Source organism: Nocardia sp. NPDC059691, assembly GCF_042733915.1.
Lineage (GTDB): Bacteria > Actinomycetota > Actinomycetes > Mycobacteriales > Mycobacteriaceae > Nocardia > Nocardia sichangensis.
This window is the reverse complement of record NZ_JBHWFB010000026.1, coordinates 17,949-38,267: the sequence shown is the minus strand read 5'-3', so window position 1 is coordinate 38,267 and position 20,319 is coordinate 17,949. Positions and strand designations below refer to the sequence as shown.

The window sequence follows — 20,319 nt, the reverse complement described above, 5'->3', positions numbered from 1 at the left end:
TCTTCCAGATCAGCGGAGCAGGTAGGGCATGTTGACGGTGACGGCGCCGGTGGGGCAACGGGCCGCGCAGGGACCGCAGTACCAGCACTCGTCCACGTGCATGAAGGCTTTGCCGTTCTCGGGGTTGATGGCCAGCGAGTCGAGCGGGCAGATCTCGACGCACAGCGTGCACCCCTGGATGCACAGCGACTCGTCGATGGTGACGGGGATGTCGGCGCGCTGGTTGACGAGTGCCATCTAGAGGACCTTCCATTCGGGTGTGCTGCGGGTCAGGCTGCCGCGCATGGTGATGCGGTCGCCGCGCATGCGGATGTACTCCAGATCGACCGGACGGCCGTCGTCGAGCCGGGTCAGTCGTTCCAGCATCAGCAGCGGCGCGCCGCCGGGGACGTCGAGGGTGGAGGCGGTGTGCGGGTCGGCGGGCACCGCTTCCAGGGCGAGGTCGGCCGAGCCGAGCGACTGGCCGCTGATGCGTTCCAGCAGCACGAAGACGTCGGTGTGCTCGAGGTCGTGGCCGAGTACCTCGGTGCCGATGTCGGGCACGAGGTAGGTGAGGTCGAGGCTCAGCGGCAGATCCGCCAGGTAGCGCAGGCGCTCCAGATAGACCACGCGCTCGCCGGGCGCGAGACCGAGCCTGCGCGCGACGGCGGGCGGCGCGGCGACGTGCATCGCCGCGCGCACCTCGTTGCGCACGGTGCCGTGGCCCTTGAAGGTCTCCTGCAGCCCGAGCAGAGCGTCGAGCCCGTGGTCGTACTTGCGGGTGGCGACCCGGGTGCCCACTTTCGGCGCCCGGTCGATCAAGCCCTCGTCCTTCAACAGCGCCAAGGCGTCGCGCACGGTGTTGCGGGAGGCGCCGTACTCGGCGGCGAGTTCCTGTTCGCTCGGCAGCGCGTTCTCGAACGCGCCCGCGTGCAACTGATGGCGCAAGATGTCGGCCACCCGCCGCGCTTGATCGGCGCGCAACTGCCGCACCGGCGTGGGTTCCGCTGCCACCGTCTCCGCCTTTCTATCGCTGACCTGCACGAATAGCGACGATAGTGCGGTTGTGGTCGCGCGCTTTCCCGCGTCGCCGCCGGGAGAAATCAGAGGATGTTATTGCGCCGGGAGCCTCGCGGCCCGACCTGGCGATATGCGCGGCCGTCCGGCTAATACGCCACGTCGGGTTCCGGCGGCCGAATTCGGATCACAGCGATTCGAAAGCGGGGTCCCGCGGGCCGCGTCGCGCGAATCTACGGTCGCGGACCGTAGGTATTGAGGAACAGCGCCGGCCCGGCGCCGAAGAAGCCCGCGCGATCCAGAGCGAGCAGCGCCGCGAGCGCTTTGGCGGTGTAGACGGTCTCCAGGTGCAGCCCGGCCCGTTCGGCGCGCTGTGCGGCATCCACGGCGGCGGGCGTGGTGTGGCCGTAGCCGGGGCCGAGCCATTCGATGGTCAGCGTGAGGTCCTCCGGCCGCAGCCCGGTCGGCGTGAAGCGCGCTCCGCGGGCGCGGAGCAGACGCTCGGTCCGTCCGGCGAGCCGGACGATGTGCTTCGCGTCGAGGGGGAGCGTGTCGTTGACGACCACTCCGACCACGCGCGTGCGCAGCCCGGCCAGCCGCAGGCCGAGTGCGAGGCCCGCGGCGGTGCCGCCGGATCCGACCGCGGTGACGATGTGCCCCGGCTCGGGCAGCTCACCCGCCGCGATCTGTGCCGCGAGTTCGCATGCCACCTCGACGTAACCCAAGGCTCCGACCGGCGACGATCCGCCCGCAGGCAGGAAGTACGGACGCGTGCCGCCCCGCACGCGTCGCAGATACAGCCAGGGCGCCGCGAGGATCGTGCGCAGTTTGGTGTGCGTGAAATGCAGAGCGGCACCTGATTTCTCCAGCCGCCGCAGTTGCGCGCGCACGTGGTCGTCGACCGGCTGGTCCACCAAGGCGAGCTCGGTATCGATGCCCTGGGCACGGCCGTACAGGGCGGTGGCGAGCCCCCAGTTTGTTCCGGTGCCGCCCACCGTGAGGATGGTGCGCGCGCCCCGTCGCCGTGCCTCCGGCAGCAGCCACTCCAGCTTGCGGACCTTGTTGCCGCCCCATTCGCCGTCGCCGTATCCGCTTTCGTCCTTGCACCACAGCTGGGCCCTGGTGCCGAGGTCGCACCGGCGGACGGGCGTCGGAGCGGTGCCGAGGCGGACGAACGGCAAGGTGTCGGCCACCTCGGGAAAACGCTGGTGCAGCAGCACCCCGGTCACGGTGTGATCGCGTCGGGGATGCCCAGCAGCGCCGCCTGGACCTCGTGCAGCCGGTCGATGTCGCCGCGAATGCCCGCGACGTTGTCGTTGTACAGGAACGCCTCACCGAGCCGGACGAGCGCGTAGGCCAGCAGCGCGGGTTCCAGCGGCGGATTGTATCCGTCCTCTTCGGCGGCGCGCGCGATCAACTCCTGGACGGTGCCGACGACCAGCGGCTGTACCGGCCCGTCGCTCGCGGTGAGGATGCGCAGGCCGGACAGCGGCTCGTTCTCGAAGTAGCGCCGGAACGGCTCGTTGTCGGTCATCCAGCGGTTGACCCGGTAGAGCACGTCCAGGATGCGCCGCGCGCCGGTGGAGCGGCGACGGGCGTCGGCGCGGGTGAGCAGCGCCTCGAACTCGCCGGCCAGAACGGCACCGAGCACTCCGTCGCGGGAGCCGAACCAGCGGTAGACCGAGGCGCGGCTGAGTCCGAGCTGCCCGGCGATCGCCTGGATGTCCACGCGCTCGCCGGACAGGAACGCCCTGCGAGCATGCTCGATGACCTGTTCCCTGGTCGCGGAGGCCGGGCGGCCGGGAGGACGGGTGGTCCGCTGACTGGAATCGATCACCGCGGAATGGTACATCTTTTAGAACATGTATCGAAACGCGCCGTGCTCAGAACCACTCGTCCCGCATCTGCAAGGTGGTCGTATCCAAGGTGGCGAGCAGATCCAGCGCCGGTGCGGTCTTGGGTAATTCGAAACGATAGAAGAACCGGGCCGCGTGCCGCTTGCCATCGTAGAAATCACCGGACCGGTCCGCGGTGGCGAGGAACTGCTCCAGCCAGATCCAGGCCAGTACGGTGTGCCCGAACGCTTCCAGGTACACCGAGCTGTTGGCCAGCGCGGCTTCGATGTCGCCGGAGGCGAACAGTCCCGCGGTCACCTCGACCAGACGCCGCCACGCCGAATCGAGTTGAGCGGCAAGCTCGGCGGCCTCGCCGCCGGCCGCGCGCGCGGCGGTGATGGTCGCGTCCACCCGGGCCCCGAGCGCGAGCAGGCTCGCGCCACCCTGCTGGGTCACCTTGCGTCCCAGCAGGTCCAGGCCTTGGATGCCGTGCGTGCCCTCGTGGATCGGGTTGAGCCGGTTGTCCCGGTAGTGCTGCTCGACGTTGTATTCGCGGGTATAGCCGTAGCCGCCGAGTACCTGGATGGCGAGGCTGTTGGCCTCGAGGCACCACTGCGAGGGCCAGCTCTTGGCGATCGGGGTCAGGATGTCCAGCAGCAGGGTGACCGCGCGGCGGTCGTCCTCGGATTCGGCGGTGCGCTGCTCGTCGACCAACTGCGCGCAGTAGAGCACCAGCGCCAACGCGCCTTCGGCATAGGACTTCTGGGCCAGCAGCATCCGCTTCACGTCGGCGTGCTCGATGATCGGCCGCTGCGGCGCGGACGGGTCGGCGGGGAGCTTGGCCCGGCCCTGGGTGCGCGTGCGGGCGTAGTCGAGCGACTCGAGGTATCCGGTGTAGCCGAGGGCGGTGGCGACCAGGCCGACGCCGATGCGCGCCTCGTTCATCATGTGGAACATGTAGGTCAGTCCGCGTTGCGGCTCGCCGACCAGGTAGCCGATCGCGCCGGGCGCGCCACCGGGCGTCCAGCGGCCCTCGCCGAAGTTCAGCACGGTGTTGACCGTGCCGCGGTAGCCCATCTTGTGGTTGAGCCCGGCCAGAGCGACGTCGTTGCGCTCACCGATCGCGCCGTCGTCGCCGACCAGGAACCGGGGCACCACGAACAGCGAGATGCCCTTCGTGCCCGCGGGGCCGCCGGGGATCTTGGCCAGCACCAGGTGCACGATGTTCTCGCCGAGTTCGTGATCGCCGCCCGAGATCCACATCTTGGTGCCGAACAGGCGATACGTGCCGTCGCCCTGCGGTTCGGCGCGGGTGACGATGTCGGCGAGCGAGGAACCGGCCTGCGGCTCCGACAGGCACATGGTGCCGAAGAAACGCCCCGCGAGCATGGGCTTCACGAACTTCTCGACGTGTTCCGGGCCGTGGGCGAGGAGCAGATTCGCGTTGGCCACCGTGAGGAACGGGTAGCCCGCGGTACCCGGGTTGGCCGCCTGGAACCAGGCGTAGCTCGCCTGCGCGACGGTCGCGGGCAGTTGGGCGCCGCCCAGTTCGTAATCCATTGCGGCCGAAGGCAGACCGGCCTTCGCGAAGGCGGCCAGCGCCTGGCCGACCTCCGGGATGATGGTCACGCGCTCGCCGTCGAAGGTGGGTTCGTTGGCGTCGTTGAGCTTGTTGTGCGGCGCGAAATACTTGGTGGCCAGCTGCTCGCTGAGCTCGAGCACGGCGTCGAAGGTCTCCCGCGAGTGCTCGGCGTACCGCTCGCGTTTGGTGAGCGCTTCGACGTCCAGCCACTCGTAGAGCAGGAACTCGAGATCGCGCCGGGACAACAAGGTCGACCGCATCAGCCAGTCCTTTCGAGACATGTTCGACTTACTGTATCTTACGGGCCGGTGGGCGGGTGCGGGACCGGTAGTCCCTGCTGAATGTGTATCCGGGTGCGACGCCGGACCGGCTGTCGACGATGTCCTCGCCGACGCGCCCACCAGGCGGATCGTCCCCGCTTCCACTTCGGTCGTCCGCCGGTGGTCGTCATCCGGAGACGAGCAATCCGCGTTCTCGCGCGATAGCGGCCGCCTCGGTTCTGCTGGACGCCCCGAGCTTGGTGAGGATTCGCGAGACGTGCACTCCCGCGGTGTTGGCGCTGATGAACAACTCGGCCGCGATCTGCCGGTTGCTCGCGCCTGTGGCCACCAGGCGTAGGACGTCGAGTTCACGCGGGGTCAGGCCCGAGGCGCTCGCCGACCGGGCAGGCGCGGGCCGGTTCCCGGCTTCGGCCAGGTCGATCCCGGCGCGGTGGGCCAGCTGTCCGGCTTGCTCGGCGAGTGGCGCCGCCGCCAACTCGTCCGCCAGCCCGAGGACCGCCCGCAGTGCGTCGCGTGTCGCCGCGCGATCACCCGCGGCCAATTCCGCGCGGCCGGATTCCAGCAGGCCGCGCGCCAGCTCGTACGGCCGACCCAGGGCTCGCCAGGAGGAAGCCGCCGTGGCCCAGTCGGCGGGACGGCCGCTGCGCACCGCGTGGCAGGAATTCCGGTACGCGGCGTCGACCGCGGTGGTCACCGGCAGCTTGGCGACAGCGGAGTCGAGAACCATTGGTGCGCAGCGGGTCCGGGCGATGGCCTCGGCCAGTGCCCAGGCCTCGTGCGGGTGCGCGACCAGATCGTCCGCGGTCAGCGTCGCTGCGCCGATCTCGGCGGCGCGCTGCGGATTGCCCGCCGCGTGCGCGATCTCGGTCTGCACGGTGTGCAGCTGGATCTGATATTGCCTGGCCCAGCGCCGATTCCCGAGCAAGGGTCGCGCGGTCGCCGCGCTCGCCGCCGCGGCCTGGTCGTCCCCACGCGCCAGCATGATCCGCGCGTGACACAGCAGCAGCGCCGCGGTGCTCAACGGGGGCAACTGCTCGGTGAGCGATTCGTCGATCAGATCCAACGCCTCATTCCAGCGGCCCAGCGCTGTGAGCGCCTGCGCCCACTTGACCAGCAGGATCGGCGCGGCCTCGGCGAATCGGTAACTCTCGTGCGCGGCGCGCAGCCCCTGCTGGATCGCCGTGATGGCCGCTTCGTCGGCGCCTGCCGAGACCAGCAGCGCCGTCTCCCACAGCACCACGGTCAGCAAGGTGCCCGGATCTCCCGCGGCCTCAGCGGCGGCATGCGCCCGCTCGAAATGGGTCATGGCGGCGTCGGGACGGTTCGCGGTGGCCAGCCCGAGATAGGCGTGGGCACGCGCGGCCAGCGACGCGGCGCTCCGGTCCTCGCGAGGGTCGCTCGAACGCCGCCGGTGCCTCGCGGCGTCCGTGTCCTCCGCTTCGACGCTCCCGCCCGGGTTCGTCGCGACCGCGGCCGGCGCGCGGAGCGTCGATGCCATGACCGGCGAGGTGTCGTCGACGGTCGGTTCACCACGTAACTGTTCGGCTACCTCGACGGCGTCGCGCGCGTCGTTCTCGGCCGCCGTCGCGCCGCTGAACACCCGCACCGCGGCGAGTTCGGCGAGGATTTCACCGCGCAACAGGGTCGGCTGGTCCGAAGGAAGATAGGTCAGCGCCGCGAGCAGGTCGTCTTCGCCGCCGCCGCTGCTCTGATTGCGCAGTCCGGCGCGGTAGTAATGCAGGCGCGCGGCACGCTCCGGGTCGGTCCCCGCATCGATGGTGGCCAGCGCCTCGTCGGCCGCTGCGATCCCGCGCTCGACGACGCCGCCGCGATGACACGCGGCCACGAGCGCTGCCAAGACGTCGAGCCGATCGGCGTCCACCCGTCGCGCCGCATCCGGTACGCGATCCCACAAATCGAGCACCCGGTCCAGGTGGCGCACCTGATCGCGATGCGCGCTCACCCTTTCCGCCTCCGCCGCGGCGTCCCACGCGGCTTCGAATGCCAGCGGCAGGTCTCCGGCGGCATACGCGTGGTAGGCCAGTTCGGCGGCCGGGCATCGGTCCGCGCCCGGCTTCCTTCGCCGGGTAGCCAGGGCTTGGGAAAGTCTGCTGTGCAGCGCTTTTCGCTCCGCCGGTAGGAGGTCTTCGTAGACAGCGTCGCGGATGAGAACGTGCCGGAACTGGTAGCCGGTGTCCGTGGAAACCAGGAGCCGCTGGTCGACTAGCTGACGCAGTGCTGTGGCGAGCGCGCCCTCGGGGAGATCGGAGGCGGCCGCCAGCAGGGTGTGCCGGACCGGTGACCCGGCCACCGCCGCGAGCCGCAGCACCGACGCGGCCTGATCGGACAGGTCGGACAGGTGATCGAGCAACAGCTCCGACAGCTCGGCGGGCGTGTCCTCCGGTGCGGGATCGAGTGCCTCGACGTACAGCGGAATTCCCCTGCTGCGCTCGAAGATTCGCCCGATGGTCCCCGGCTCGGGCTCTCTGCCGCGCAGCGCGGCCAATTGCCTGCCGACCTCGTGCCTGGTCAGCGGTGCTGGATTCAGCAAGCGGACACTCGGGTCTCGGCGCAGGCTCGCGATCAGCTTGCGCGACGGCTCGGAATCGGCAGGCCGGTGGGTGCCGACCAAGAACAGATCGCCTTCGGCGATGTTGGCCACCAGGAAGGCGAGCAATTCCAGGCTGGCGTCGTCGGCCCAGTGCAGATCTTCCAGCACCACCACCAGCGGTTTGGTCATCGAGAACTGTTCCAGCACGGTGAGGATCTCGCCGAACAACCGGATCCTGTCGGTGTCGGCCTCCGCCGCGCCCGACCGCGCCGCCAGTTCCGGAAGCCAGCGCGCCAGCGCCGGGCGCACTGGGAGCAGCGTCGCGAGCGCCTCCACGCCCTGGTCACGCAGCAGTGTGCGCATGACCGCGACGAACGGCGTGAACGGCACCCCTTTAGCGCCGAATTCCGGGCACCTTCCGTACGCCACTACCGTACGAGCCCCGAGCCGCGTCCGGAATTCCGCGACCAACCGCGACTTGCCGAGACCCGCTTCACCCCCGACCAGCACGGTATGCACCGCCGGGTCCCGATAGGCATCCTGCAACGCCGCGAGCTCAGCGGCCCGCCCCACAAACGCGCCGCACACCGGAAGGCTGACCACGGCGCGATCATGCCCGCACCGCGCGCTCGACGCCAGTTCGCGAGTGGCACACCATCGAGAGGTCTTCTCGGCCGATGCCGCAGTGGTGTGCCACTCGCGAACTCGAGACCGGGGGCGGCCTCGGCCCGACCAGCGCGCCGGCGGGTTCGTGACCATAGTGGTACGGCCCGGGTTCTGCGTTACTCGTCGGTGGGCTGGGCAAGCGCGGAAATAGTGATTTCTCGTGATTCGGCCGCCACCTCGTTACGCGAAGTATCAATGGCATGACGAACACCGAGATCCGCCCCTTCCGTATCGACATTCCGCAGGCCGACCTGGACGAGCTTCGGCTGCGGCTGGCGCGTACCCGTTGGATCGATGAGCTGCCCGGCGCCGGCTGGGAGCGCGGTGTGCCGACGGCGTACCTGAAGGAGCTGGCCGGGTACTGGGCCGAGAAATTCGACTGGCGTGCGGCCGAGTCGGAGCTGAACGCCTACCCGCAGTTCACCACCACCATCGACGGCCAGAACGTCCACTTCCTGCACGTGCGCTCCGCGCGGGAGGACGCCACACCGTTGCTGTTGCTGCACGGCTGGCCCAGTTCGGTGGCCGACTTCCGCGACGTGATCGGCCCGCTCACCGACCCGGACTCGGACGCGCCCGCGTTCCACCTGGTCACTCCGTCGCTGCCCGGCCACGGTTTCTCCGGCCCGCTCACCGAGACGGGCTGGAACGACGGCCGGATCGCGGCGGCGCTCGCCGAACTCATGGCTCGCCTCGGCTATGACCGCTACGGCGTGCAGGGCGGCGACCACGGCGCGTTCATCGCTCCTGCCCTGGCGCGGATCGACACCGACCACGTGCTCGGTGTGCACGTCAACGCACTGGTCACCTTCCCGACCGGCGACCCCGCCGACCTTGCCGACCTCACCGACGCGGAAAAGGCACGGCTCGCCGCGATGAAGAAATTCCAGGACGACGGCTCGGCCTACATGAACCTGCAAGGTTCCCGCCCCGACACCATCGCCCAGTTGCTCGCCGACTCCCCGGCCGGGCTGCTCGGCTGGATCGTCGAGAAATACCGCGAGTGGACCGACAGCGCCCACGACCTGCCCGAACAAGCCGTCGACATCGACCGCCTGCTCACCACCGTGAGCATCTACTGGTTCACCGACACCGCCCGCAGCGTCGCGAACCTGTATTACGAACGCTTCCACGACGCCACCATGTTCGCCCCGAAACCGAAGGGCACCGTGCCCACCGGCGTCGCGGTCTTCAAGGACGGCGACTACGCCATCCGCCGCTTCGCCGAACGCACCCACAACATCACCCACTGGTCGGAGTTCTACTCCGGCGGGCATTTCCCCGCACTCGAGGTACCGGAGCTGCTGATCGGCGACATCCGCGAGTTCTTCCGGTCACTCGGCTGATCCGAATGGAGCCGTTGGGCAGGCGGTCGTCGCCGGGGTGGGCGTTTGATGTCCGGCTGGTCCGAGTTCGGCGCAGCACTGATGGTGGGGGCGGCAGCCGGTCGCGGTACTGCTGGCGGTTTTCTTCGCGGCGAGCCGATGGTGGCGGAAGCCGTTGCGTGGTCCGAGCGTCTATCACATCGCCGAACGCGTGGGCCATGAGCAACTGTGCCTATTGGGCTGGCCGCCATTGGGTTGGCCTGCGGTAGAGCCGAGAGACGGCCCGGAATTCGCTCCCGGTGATGCGCACGCGCTCATGCAGGTGCATTTGGAATGCGATGCCAACGAATGCTCGTGGAAATGCGCGGCGGTCGAGGCTCTGCGGCTCGCGGGCCGGATGCGCCCTTCCAAGTATCCGCGCCGACCAGACCGCCATTGACCCGCCGGTCGGCAACCGTCGCGTGCTCCGCGAACCACCGGCCCGTCGTCACGACGGGCCGTAAATTGCCTCGGCATCGCGGAGCAACGGCACGAAGCGGATAGCCATCCGGGTCGATGGTCGCCAACCGCGCGACGACATCCGCGTCCAACAGTTCGGTGATCTCCGCATCCCGTAGTGCTCGCACCATAGGTTCATGCTGCCCGAGGCAGGGCTGGACTGCGGTATGGCTCGAGGCGACGGTGATCGACGTCAGTCCGAGCCCATCACACCGCCCGCGCCCGATACGTTCTTGTGAGCCCACTGATCAGTCGACGTGGTGGGTTGAAGGCCGCGCCGAAGCTGCCCGCGTTGCTGGTCCCGGTTCGGTTGTCCGGTCCGCAACTAGCCGCCGGAGACGATGGCGGCAAGGTTGGCGAGCTCGTTCTCCCGTCCCTGGGTGAGGCGCTGAGTCCAGACGTCGTCGTGCATGGCGTCGACGGTCATGACCACGCGGACGCCCGCGTCGGTCGGCTCGAGCTCGACGGTGGTGAGGAATTCGTACGGCTCGACGCCGGGGATGAAGTCGGCCAGGGAGGTGTAGGCGAGCCGGTCGGGGCCGTCGATCTCGGTGAACGTCTTGCGGGACTCGGTCGACAGTGGCATGCCCGCGGATCGCATGAATTCGATCTGCTCGGGGGCGGTCGCGGTCATCGTGTAGACCAGTTCGCCGCCAGGGCGCAGGTCGAGCTGATCGACGCGGACGGTGAAACCGTCGGGCGCCCACCACTTCTCGATGCCCGCCGGGGTGGTCCACAGTTCCCAGATCGCCTGGGCGGTGGCGGGGTAGTCGCGTTCGATGCGGATCTGCTCGGACATGTCGTGCTCCTGGTTCAGAAGTATTCCTTGAAAGGAATATATCTGAGGGGGCATGCTTGGTCAATGGACCCCGCACTATTCGCCGCTCTGGCCGAACCGAACCGCGTGCGGATCGTGGAGTTGCTGAACGCGGCGCCGCGTCCGGTCGGCGAGATCGCTACCGCACTCGGCCTGAGACAACCGCAGACGACCAAACATCTCCAGGCGCTCCAGCGCGCGGGCCTGGTGGTAATGGAACCGCTCGGGCAGCGCCGCATCTACGCCCTGCGCCGGGGTCCGCTGCGCGAGCTGCGACAGTGGCTGGCGGGATTCGAGGCCGACCATCCCTCGGAGTCGGTGCTCGCGGAATACCGGGTCGCAATCGCCGCCGAGCCGTTGTCGGCCCACGAATTCCATCGGACGCTGTCGGCGCCGCCGGCGACCGTGTGGGAGTGGTGGACCTCGCCCGATCTGGCGCGTCGGTGGTGGCACCCAGCGCATTTCGAGGTCGCCGACTGCGTCCTGCGGCCGGTCGTCGGGGGCGCCCTGTCGATCGTGCTCCGCGAGGGCGACGGTGCGCTGTATTCCAGCGCCGGGCGCTACCTCGAAGTCGTTCCGCCCGAACGGCTCCGGTTCGAGTTGTCACCGCTGGACGGCAACGGGATCCCGTTGTTCCGGGCCGACCATCTCCTCGAGTTGACCAGCGTCACCGGCGGCACCCGCGTCGACCTACGGATCGACGTGTCCGACCCGACCCCGGGCTCGGAGCCGGCCATGGCCGGCATCCGCTTCGGCTGGAATCAGCTGCTGGACACCCTCGCTCACGTCATCAACTCGGCCACAAGCTGATTCGGCTACCGAGTGATGCTGTCGAGATCATCGAGGTTGCCGCGCCTCGCCCGGGCTCCTTTCCGCCCGAGCGCGGCGGCCGATGCATCCGAACGGGCGAGCCCGGTGACCTCGTGACCAGCGTCCAGCAACTGGTCGAGACGGCAGAACCGATCCATCCGGTCGCTCCGGTGACAAAGACTTCCATGCTGATACTCCTTCGTGTAGGTCCGCGACTACTTCGCTGATTCGATCCGGCGGTGAGCAGAGCGTCAACCAGCGGTCTGCGATGTAGACGGACGCCCGTAACCCGTGCAGAGGTATCCGCTGGTCGGCTGCCGGTGCTGACACGGCGACCGGTGGTTGCGCAGCGCACCGGGCAGAGCGCTGAATCGGCCCGCATATTGAGCTGATGGCGGCTATTTGGGGGAGCTGTTCGATGGTTGTCGGACTACCGCACTCGATATGTCGATATCGTCCGCTGATCAACCGGCGACGGGCCCCCTCCGCCGGGACAGCGCAGACTGCAGCACCACCAGCCCGCCGAGGACGAGTACGGTCACGCCGATCGCGCGGAGTCCGGCGTCCGCGCCCGAGACGAACGCCGTTATCACTTCGGTGGCGCGAGCGGGGGCAGTCGAGGCGAGGGCTTCGGCCACGGTGTGCGGGGAATGGCCGGCGCGGATGTCCGGCGGCAGGGCGGCGGCGAACCGTGCGGTGAGCACCGTGCCGATGACGGCGACGCCCAAGGCGCTGCCGAATTCCCTGGTGGTGGCTTGCAGTCCCGCTCCGACTCCGGCCTGTTCCGGCGGCAGCGCACCGGCGATGGCGCCGGACAGCGTCGGAAGTGCCAGTGCCACACCGGTTCCGGTGACCACGAGCCATGCCGCGTAGGCGACGTAGGAGGTCTGCGTGCCGCTGGTGGACAGCCCGAGCAGTCCGCAGCCGACGAACGCGAAGGCCAGCGCGATGGTCGCGTCGAGGCCGATGCGCCCCGAGACGCGTCCGGCGTGTCGTGCGCCGAGGATGATCGGGACGGTCAGCGGCACGATGCCCAGCCCGGTGCGCAGCACGCCGAACCCCTTGCCGTACTGCAAGAACGACGCGTTGACATAGAACAGCGCGAACATGCCGAAGAAGACCGCCGTCATACCGAGGCAGGCACTGCGCAGGCCGGGTACCCGGAACAACCGGGGATCCAGCAGCGGGTGCTCGACCTTCAGTTCCACGACCGTCCACACGGCGAACAGCACAGCGGCGCAGACGAACCCGGACACGACCACCACACTGTCCCACCCCGCCTCCGGCCCTTGGACGATGCCGAGCAGCAGCGCGACCGACGCACCGACGAGCAGCGCCGTGCCGATCGGGTCGAGGCGGCGATCATGGCGCGGCGACACCGGCGCGACGCGTCCCACCAGCGCGGCGAGAACCAGGCAGATCGGCACGACGGCGGCGAACATCCACCGCCACGATCCACCCGACAGGATCGACCCGCCGCCGACGTTGCCGACGACTCCGCCGATGCCCGTCATCGAGGCCCAGGTGGCGATGGTCGCCCCCTTGCGTTCGGCGGGGACGGCGTGCAGCAGGACCGAAAGGGTGTTGGGTAGCACGGCGGCGGCGCCGACTCCGGTGATCGCACGGCCCGCCAGCAGCAGGGCTACGTTCGGTGCGAGCGCGGAGATCAGTGCGCCTGCCGCGAACAGCACCAGCCCGACGAGCAGTACTCCCTTGCGCCCGAGACGATCCCCGGCGGCACCGCCTGGGATCACCAGGCACGCGAAGACGATCACGTAGGTATCGACGATCCAGATCAGTGCCGAGGCGGACGGGTGAAGCGCGCTCGCGGCGAGCATCGGGACGGCGAGATTGATGGCGGCGACCATCCCGACGACGAGCACCACGCAGGCGCACATCACCGCGAGCAGGCCACGCCGCGTGACGGGAGGGGACATCGGGTCCGGTGACGGCGCACGATCCCGGATCAAGACATTGAACGGCATGTCGACGACCGTATGGACCTCGCGTATCTGCATGCCACGCAACTTTGATAATCATCTTTTGCGTACCATGCAACTATGCCAGAGCAGCTCGATCTGAACCTGCTGCGCGTGTTCGACGCGCTGCTCCAAGAAGGCAGCGTCACGGCGGCTTCTGAGCGCCTGCACCTGTCCATCCCGGCGACCAGCCGGGCGCTGGGCCGCTTGCGCCGGGCGATGAACGACCCGATCTTGGTACGGGCCGGTCGCGGAATGGCTCCCACACCGTTCGCGCTGCGCACCGCTCCGCGAGTGCGGTCACTGCTCGACGAGGCATCCGCACTGATCAGCGCCGACCGCGAGGTCACGATCGGCGAGCTGAAGCGCACCTTCACGATCCGCATCAACGACGGTGTCGCGGCGACACTGGCGACGGCTGCGGTCGAAGCCACGGCCGCCGCCGCTCCCGGCGTGGTGCTGCGCTTCGTGAGCGAAGGCAGCGAAAGCGCCGAGGCCCTCCGCGACGGCTCGGTCGATCTCGATATCGGCGTCGGCGACGTCGCGGCTCCCGACATCCGGACAGCCGTGCTGTATCGGGAACGAATGGTCGGCATCGTCCGAGCCGACAGCCCGCTGGGCATGCGCCGCCGCCCGACCTTGCGCCAACTGTGCCGCCATCCGCACGTTTCGGCCTCCCGCCGCGGCCGGGCGCGCGGACCGCTCGACGACGCACTCGACGCCGTCGGGCTGCAACGCCACGTCGCGGCCGTCGTCCCGTCCTTCGCGGTCGCGGCGCTACTGGTCGCCACGAGCCGCTACGTCGGCCTCGTCCCGCAGCGCCTCGCCGAACAGTACGGCCCCACCCTCGGCATCCGCTGGTTCCCCCTCGTCGCGGACCTGCCCGAAGTCGAAGTGCGACTGCTCTGGCACGCCCGGCTCGACGCCGATCCGGCGCAGCGCTGGCTACGCGACACGATCCGCGCCGCGCTCCGCGAGTCGCGGGCCGACGACTCCGCGGAACTCACTTCCTCGGCCGGGAGCGGTCGCGTCGCGGCTGAACAAGACGGGCGGGAACGATGCCGCTCGGTCGCGGAAGGGCTGATACCACGCTCTTGATCTGTGGGGGCCACAAACCGTGACGGTGCGATAGGCCGATCCACGACGCACAACTATCGCAGGCTGATACGTTCGGTGCAGACCATAGAACTGCTGTGACCGCGGTGGTCGATCTGGGGGAAAGACATGATCAGGATGTGCGGCCGATCGGCTCGAACCATGGCGCCGATGCCGATCAATCCATCCGGCTCAACCGCGCGAGGATCGTCGCCGCCATCGCCGCCGGATCCCCGTGGTCGGGCCGCAGCACGATCTCGGCTTCGGTCGGCGCTTCGTAGGGGTCGTCGATGCCGGTGAAACCGCGGATCTCGCCCGCGCGTGCCTTGGCGTACATGCCTTTCGGGTCGCGGGCCTCGCAGACCGACAGTGGCGTGTCCACGAAAACCTCCAGGAAGGGGATGCCCGCCGCTTCGTGGGCGGCGCGGACGCGGTCGCGGTCGGCGCGGTAGGGGCTGATCAGCGAAACAACAGCCACCACACCGGCTTCGGCGAACAATTTCGCCACCTCGCCGACGCGCCGCACGTTCTCCTCCCGATCGGCCGCGCTGAATCCGAGATCGGAGTTCAAGCCGTGGCGCAGGTTGTCGCCGTCGAGGAGGAACGCCGGGCGGCCCGCCGCCACCAGTCGGCGCTCCAGCTCCACGGCGACGGTGGACTTCCCCGACCCGGACAAGCCGGTGAGCCAGACCGTCAGGCCGCGGGTGGCGCGCTCGTCGCGCTCGACGGCGGTGGAGTGCCAGACCACCCGGGACGAAGGCAGGCTCGGGCCGGTGATCATGCCCGCGGCGACGGTGTTGTTCGTGGTGTCGTCGACGAGGATGAAACTGCCGGTGGCGCGGTTGCGCCGGTAGGGGTCGAACAGCAAGGGCTGGCGAGTGCGCAGCTGGACGCGGCCGATCTCGTTGAGCGACAGCGCCTCCGCGTGCTCGTCGCGGTGCAGGGTATTGACGTCCAGCCGGTAGTCCAGGGAGCGCACCTCGGCGGTGGCCGCCCGGGTGGTGTGCCGGATGGTGTAGGTCGCGCCAGGGGTGAGCTGGGTGTCCTCGGCGAACCAGCACACCATCGCGTCCAGGTCGCGCCCGGTGTTCGGGCGGTTGTTCGGGCGGCAGATCAGGTCGCCGCGGGAGATATCCAGCTCGTCGGCGAGCTGGATGGTGACTGCCTGCGGCGGAAACGCTTCCGCGACGGGCGCGCCACCCGGCCCCCAGATCGCCTCCACCGTCGTGGTGAAACCCGACGGCAGCACCGCCACTTCGTCGCCCGGTTTGAACACCCCGCCGGCCACCGTGCCCGCGTAGCCGCGGAAGTCATGGGCGTGACTGCGGGTGACGTACTGCACCGGGAAGCGGGAGTCGATCAGGTTGCGGTCGGAGGCGATGTGCACCTCTTCGAGGTGATGCAGCAGGGGAGTGCCCTCGTACCACGGCATGCTCGCGCCCCGGTGCACGATGTTGTCGCCGTGCAGCGCCGACACGGGCACGAAGGTCAGATCGGAGACGTCGAGTTTGGAGGCGAAGCGCGCGAACTCCTCGCGGATCTCCTCGAACCGGTCCTGCGACCAGTCCACCAGGTCCATCTTGTTCACGCACAACACCAGGTGCGGGATGCCGAGCAAGCTGGCGAGGAACGCGTGCCTGCGGGTCTGCTCCACCACGCCCTTGCGGGCGTCCACCAGGATCAGCGCCAGGTCGGCGGTGGACGCGCCGGTCACCATGTTGCGGGTGTACTGGACGTGCCCCGGGGTGTCGGCGATGATGAATTTCCTTCTGGGCGTGGCGAAATAGCGATGGGCCACGTCGATGGTGATGCCTTGCTCGCGTTCGGCGCGCAGGCCGTCGGTGAGCAGCGCGAGGTTGGGGTAGTCGTCGCCGCGGTCGCGGCTGGTGCGCTCCACGGCGGCGAGCTGATCGGTGAACAGCGTCTTGGAGTCGAACAGCAGCCTGCCGATCAGCGTCGATTTGCCGTCGTCGACGCTGCCCGCGGTGGCCAGGCGCAACAGTGTGGTCGTCATCAGAAGTAGCCTTCGCGTTTGCGGTCTTCCATCCCCGCCTCGGAGATGCGGTCGTCGGCACGGGTGGCGCCGCGCTCGGTCACCCGCGCCGCGGCGACCTCGGCGACCACGTCCGCGGGTGTGGCCGCGGTGGACTCGACACAGCCGGTGCAGGTCGCGTCGCCGACGGTCCGGAAACGGACGGTGGCCTCATACGGCTCCTCGCCGTCGAGCAACTGGAGAAAACGGGTGTGCGCCAAGAGCATTCCGTCGCGCTGCACCACCGGCCTGCGGTGCGCGTAGTACAGCGGCGGCAGCTCGATGCCCTCGGCTGCGATGTAGCTCCAGATGTCCAGTTCGGTCCAGTTCGACAGCGGGAAGACGCGAATATGCTCGCCCGCGCGGTGCCTGCCGTTGTAGAGGTTCCACAGTTCGGGGCGCTGCCTGCGCGGGTCCCACTGGCCGTACTCGTCACGGAAGCTGAACACCCGCTCCTTGGCGCGGGCCTTCTCCTCGTCGCGGCGCGCGCCGCCGAAGACCGCGTCGAACGCGCCTTCCTGGATCGAGCGCAGCAGCGTCGTCGTCTGCAACCGGTTGCGGGAGGCGCGCGGCCCGGTCTCCTCGACGACCCGTCCTGCATCGATGTCGTCCTGCACCCGCCCGACCACCAGGCGCAGGCCCAAGCGGGCCACCGTCTCGTCGCGATAGGCGATCACCTCGTCGAAATTGTGCCCGGTGTCGATGTGCAGCACCGGGAACGGTAGCGGCGCGGGCCAGAAGGCCTTGGCCGCCAGGTGCAGCATCACCACCGAATCCTTGCCGCCGGAGAACAGCAACACCGGGCGCTCGAATGTTGCTGCCACTTCACGGAATATGTGCGCCGACTCAGCCTCGAGCGCGTCCAGATGGGGCAGCTCGTAGGTGCTCGCCGTCGACTTCGCGTACTGGCTCACATCGCAAAACTAGAACACGTTTCGGTCTTCGGTCAATGGTCTGCGTCCGCCCGAGTTCGCCGTCACCGCGTCAGCGGCGTCCACCAGCGCCGCGCCGCGGCGGGCGATCTCCGCCCCGGTGATCGAGCGGCCGACGTACATCGTGAGCACCATGTTCTGCCTGCCGTCGCCGTCGTAGGTCGGTGCGGCGAGCAGGCTCACCGCGTGCTCCTTGCGCGGCCGTAGATCCGCGCCCAGATACACCCGCTCGCCGAGGCTCGTCACCAGCTCGCCGACCAGTTCGCGCAGCTCGGGGGGTAGGTCCCGATCGGCGACCCCGGCCAGCAGTGAGTACAGCCGACGTCCCGCGGTGGTCATGCTCTCCACCAGGAATCCCCGCTCGCGGCATTCGGCGACCACTTGACGCAGGCGCGTCTCGTCCTGTCGCAACGGCACCGCGGGCGGCTTGGCCAGCCAGGCGTCGAACGCCGCGTCGGTGTCCCAGAGCACGTACATCAGGCCGACCGGAGGCGCGAAATGGTAGGCCGCGCCCACCTTCACCAGGCCGGGTCCGGTGCTCTCCAGCACCATGATCTGCTCGCCGACGACCGCGGACGCGGTGCAGGTGGTGTGGTAGCGCGCGGAGAGTTTGTCCAGCTCGACGCGGGCGAGCGCGGAGATGGCGAAGCTGTCCTGCGCCACCCGGCCCGCCGCGATCAGTGCGGGCCCGAGCCCGTAGGTGCGGGTGTCGGCGTCGCGCATCAGGTAGCCGCCCGCGGTCAGCTCGGTGAGGATGCCCAGGCAGGTCGGCTTGGCCAGGTCGAGTTCGCGGGCGAGCTCGGAGAGCCCGAAGCGTTTCCCGCGCTGTTCGACGAAGAAATCCAGGACCTGCACCACGCGTGCGGTGGGCGCGGACCGACGACCGACCATTGACCACTCCTAGAACACGTTCTAATCTTTCTTCTATCGAAATGTACCAGAGTGGTACATATTTGGAACACCGGAGAGAGCCTCTTGCTGACACAGCCGTTCGCGGACGCCATCGCCGCCGCCGAGCAGATCATCACCGGAGCCGCGCACATTCGCACCGAACAGGACCTCGTCGAGGGCTACGACTATCTGGCGGGCAGCATCCGCGCGTCGTTGCAGATGGCCTGGGCCTACGAGCTGGACTTCCCGTTCTTCGTCATGTCCACCGGCCCGTACACCAAGATGGGCCTGGACAACCCCGACACGCTCTACTACCACTCCTACCTGCGCCCGGACGCCGAATATGTGGTGACCGGAACCCGCGGCACCACCCGTGACCTGAGCTTCCAGGTGCTCAACGGCAACTATTCGCCCGTCGACGTGCCCGACAGCCTCACCGCTTTCGACGACCGAGAGCTCGACATCCGCACGGACGGGACCTACGAGATCCGCTTCGGACCCGGCGAAGCGGGCCCCGGCTATGTGCACCTCGGCGCCGACGCGGCGATGCTCGTGGTTCGCGAGGTGCACAGCGACTGGGTGACGGAGAAGGCGGGCACGATCCGCATCCAGCGCGTCGACCGGATCGGCGACGCGCCGCCGCCGCTGACCAAGGACGTGCTCACCAAGCGATACGGCGTGGCGGGCAAGATGCTGGTGTCGCGGTTGAAGACCTTCCTGGCCTTTCCGGAGTGGTTCTATCTGAACCTGCCGGTGAACACGCTGACCGAGCCGAGGCCGACGCCGGGCGGGCTGAGCACCCAGTTCTCCTCGGTGGGTCACTACGACCTGGACGACGACCAGGCCATGATCATCACGGTGCCCAGATCCGACGCCCCCTACCAGGGCTTCCAGCTCGGCAGCATGTGGTACCTGTCACTGGATTACATCAACCATCAGACCAGCCTCACCGCCGACCAGGCACACGTGGACCCGGACGGGATGATCCGGCTGGTGGTCAGCGAGCGTGATCCGGGCCTGGCCAATTGGATCGAGCGCACCGGTCATTCCCGCGGCTACCTCCAGTTCCGCTGGCAGCGGCTGTCGCGGGAGATGAAACCCGACGACGGGCCGACCGTAGAGATCGTTTCCGTCGCGGACCTGCCCGATCGCCTGCCGTTCCACGAACAGGCGCGGGTCACGCCGGAGCAGTGGCGCGACCGGATCGCGGCGCGTCAGGTCGCCGTCGCGGAGAGGATGCTCGGCTGATGTTGCTGCGGGACAAAGTGGTCGTCGTCTCCGGCGTGGGGCCGGGACTGGGGCGTGCGATCGCGGTGCAGAGCGCGAAGGCGGGCGCGGACGTAGTGCTGGCTTCCCGGACCGAATCGCGACTGACCGAGGTGGCCAAGGAGATCACCGAACTGGGCAGGCGCGCGGTGGTCGTGCCGACCGACATCAACGACGAGGCCGCGGTCGTGAATCTGGTCGAGACCGCGCACAGCGCCTTCGGCAAGGTCGACGCGCTGGTGAACAACGCCTTCGCGATCCCGCCGATCGTCGACCTCGCCGACGTCGACCTGGATCAGGTGCGCGCGGGCTTCGAGACGAACGTGCTGGCCGCCTTGCGTCTGACCAGGCTGTTCGTGCCCGGCCTCGCCGAGAGCAAGGGCTCGGTGGTGATGATCAACTCGGCCGTGCTGCACCACTCGCGGCGGACCTTCGGGCCGTACAAGATGGCCAAGGCCAGCCTGCTCGCGCTGGCGCAGAGCCTGGCCACCGAACTCGGTCCGAAGGGCATCCGGGTCAATTCCGTCGCGCCGGGCTACATCTGGGCCGACAACCTGAAGTGGTACTTCAACTACCTGGCGCAGCAGCGGGGGATCACCTCCGAGGAGGTCTACGCCGAGACCGCGAAGACCACCGACCTGCGCAAACTGCCCGAACCCGACGAGATCGCCGACGCGGTCGTGTTCTTCGCGTCCGCCATGGCGCGCGCGATCACCGGCGCGTGCCTGGACGTCAACGCCGGCGAATTCCACCACTAGGAGAT

The 20,319-nt window shown here is 68.8% G+C and carries 16 protein-coding genes and 1 pseudogene; 5 read left to right on the top strand and 12 right to left on the bottom strand.

The genetic code is table 11. The annotated features are described in order from the left end of the window. Positions 1-9: 9 nt before the first annotated feature. The 6 genes from ACFV2O_RS36215 to ACFV2O_RS36190 form a co-directional block, all read right to left on the bottom strand. Positions 10-237 (bottom strand): ferredoxin family protein, encoded by a 228-nt coding sequence (locus ACFV2O_RS36215; RefSeq protein WP_039797742.1) that lies wholly within the window; start codon positions 235-237, stop codon positions 10-12. Next, positions 238-993, bottom strand: coding sequence for a GntR family transcriptional regulator (locus ACFV2O_RS36210; protein WP_379256255.1), 756 nt, complete (start codon positions 991-993; stop codon positions 238-240). A 236-nt stretch (positions 994-1,229) separates the two neighbouring features. Further along, entirely contained in the window at positions 1,230-2,225 is a 996-nt protein-coding gene (locus ACFV2O_RS36205; protein WP_379256254.1) for a 1-aminocyclopropane-1-carboxylate deaminase/D-cysteine desulfhydrase, read from the bottom strand. Next, positions 2,222-2,833, bottom strand: a complete 612-nt coding sequence (locus ACFV2O_RS36200; protein ID WP_379256252.1) for a QsdR family transcriptional regulator — start codon at positions 2,831-2,833, stop codon at positions 2,222-2,224. The genes ACFV2O_RS36205 and ACFV2O_RS36200 overlap by 4 nt, the downstream gene beginning before the upstream one ends. A gap of 46 nt (positions 2,834-2,879) precedes the next feature. Beyond that, positions 2,880-4,673: an acyl-CoA dehydrogenase gene (locus tag ACFV2O_RS36195; RefSeq protein WP_355078887.1), complete on the bottom strand. Its 1,794-nt coding sequence runs from the start codon at positions 4,671-4,673 to the stop codon at positions 2,880-2,882. A gap of 187 nt (positions 4,674-4,860) precedes the next feature. After that, the gene (locus ACFV2O_RS36190; RefSeq protein ID WP_379256250.1) at positions 4,861-7,848 is read right to left on the bottom strand and encodes a helix-turn-helix transcriptional regulator; all 2,988 of its coding nucleotides are present in this window, start codon (positions 7,846-7,848) and stop codon (positions 4,861-4,863) included. Between the two features lie 263 nt (positions 7,849-8,111). Here ACFV2O_RS36190 and ACFV2O_RS36185 point away from each other — a divergent pair, with 263 nt between their 5' ends. Beyond that, on the top strand, positions 8,112-9,257 hold the full coding sequence (locus ACFV2O_RS36185; RefSeq protein ID WP_379256249.1) for an epoxide hydrolase family protein: 1,146 nt from the start codon (positions 8,112-8,114) through the stop codon (positions 9,255-9,257). A gap of 802 nt (positions 9,258-10,059) precedes the next feature. Here ACFV2O_RS36185 and ACFV2O_RS36180 read toward each other — a convergent pair. After that, complete coding sequence (locus ACFV2O_RS36180) at positions 10,060-10,533, bottom strand: SRPBCC domain-containing protein (protein WP_355158435.1); 474 nt, start codon at positions 10,531-10,533, stop codon at positions 10,060-10,062. Positions 10,534-10,596: 63 nt separating this feature from the next. Between ACFV2O_RS36180 and ACFV2O_RS36175 the strand changes: the two genes are divergently transcribed. Next, positions 10,597-11,361, top strand: coding sequence for a metalloregulator ArsR/SmtB family transcription factor (locus tag ACFV2O_RS36175; protein WP_379256247.1), 765 nt, complete (start codon positions 10,597-10,599; stop codon positions 11,359-11,361). Positions 11,362-11,375: 14 nt separating this feature from the next. Here the strand turns inward: ACFV2O_RS36175 and ACFV2O_RS36170 are convergent. Continuing rightward, positions 11,376-11,548 (bottom strand): annotated as a pseudogene (locus ACFV2O_RS36170) (NAD-dependent epimerase/dehydratase family protein); the annotation flags it as partial. A 277-nt stretch (positions 11,549-11,825) separates the two neighbouring features. Further along, positions 11,826-13,346, bottom strand: a complete 1,521-nt coding sequence (locus ACFV2O_RS36165) for an MFS transporter (protein WP_379256245.1) — start codon at positions 13,344-13,346, stop codon at positions 11,826-11,828. Between the two features lie 75 nt (positions 13,347-13,421). Between ACFV2O_RS36165 and ACFV2O_RS36160 the strand changes: the two genes are divergently transcribed. Further along, complete coding sequence (locus ACFV2O_RS36160; RefSeq protein ID WP_379256243.1) at positions 13,422-14,438, top strand: LysR family transcriptional regulator; 1,017 nt, start codon at positions 13,422-13,424, stop codon at positions 14,436-14,438. A gap of 175 nt (positions 14,439-14,613) precedes the next feature. Here the strand turns inward: ACFV2O_RS36160 and cysC are convergent, their stop codons facing one another. From cysC to ACFV2O_RS36145, 3 genes are read right to left on the bottom strand one after another with little or no spacing between them, the layout of a single operon-like run. Next, positions 14,614-16,449 (bottom strand): adenylyl-sulfate kinase, encoded by a 1,836-nt coding sequence (gene cysC, locus ACFV2O_RS36155; protein ID WP_379256241.1) that lies wholly within the window; start codon positions 16,447-16,449, stop codon positions 14,614-14,616. Further along, positions 16,449-17,381 carry a sulfate adenylyltransferase subunit CysD gene (cysD, locus tag ACFV2O_RS36150; protein ID WP_356969610.1) on the bottom strand — a complete coding sequence of 311 codons (933 nt, stop codon included), beginning with the start codon at positions 17,379-17,381 and terminating at the stop codon, positions 16,449-16,451. Before cysD ends, cysC begins: the two co-directional genes overlap by 1 nt. A gap of 9 nt (positions 17,382-17,390) precedes the next feature. After that, positions 17,391-18,290, bottom strand: a complete 900-nt coding sequence (locus ACFV2O_RS36145) for a helix-turn-helix domain-containing protein (RefSeq protein ID WP_364437928.1) — start codon at positions 18,288-18,290, stop codon at positions 17,391-17,393. Between the two features lie 84 nt (positions 18,291-18,374). Between ACFV2O_RS36145 and ACFV2O_RS36140 the strand changes: the two genes are divergently transcribed. Together ACFV2O_RS36140 and ACFV2O_RS36135 are read left to right on the top strand one after the other, a co-directional pair. Then, the gene (locus ACFV2O_RS36140) at positions 18,375-19,538 is read left to right on the top strand and encodes a hypothetical protein (protein WP_379256239.1); all 1,164 of its coding nucleotides are present in this window, start codon (positions 18,375-18,377) and stop codon (positions 19,536-19,538) included. Further along, positions 19,538-20,314 carry an SDR family oxidoreductase gene (locus ACFV2O_RS36135; protein WP_379256237.1) on the top strand — a complete coding sequence of 259 codons (777 nt, stop codon included), beginning with the start codon at positions 19,538-19,540 and terminating at the stop codon, positions 20,312-20,314. Before ACFV2O_RS36140 ends, ACFV2O_RS36135 begins: the two co-directional genes overlap by 1 nt. The last annotated feature ends 5 nt before the right edge of the window (positions 20,315-20,319 follow it).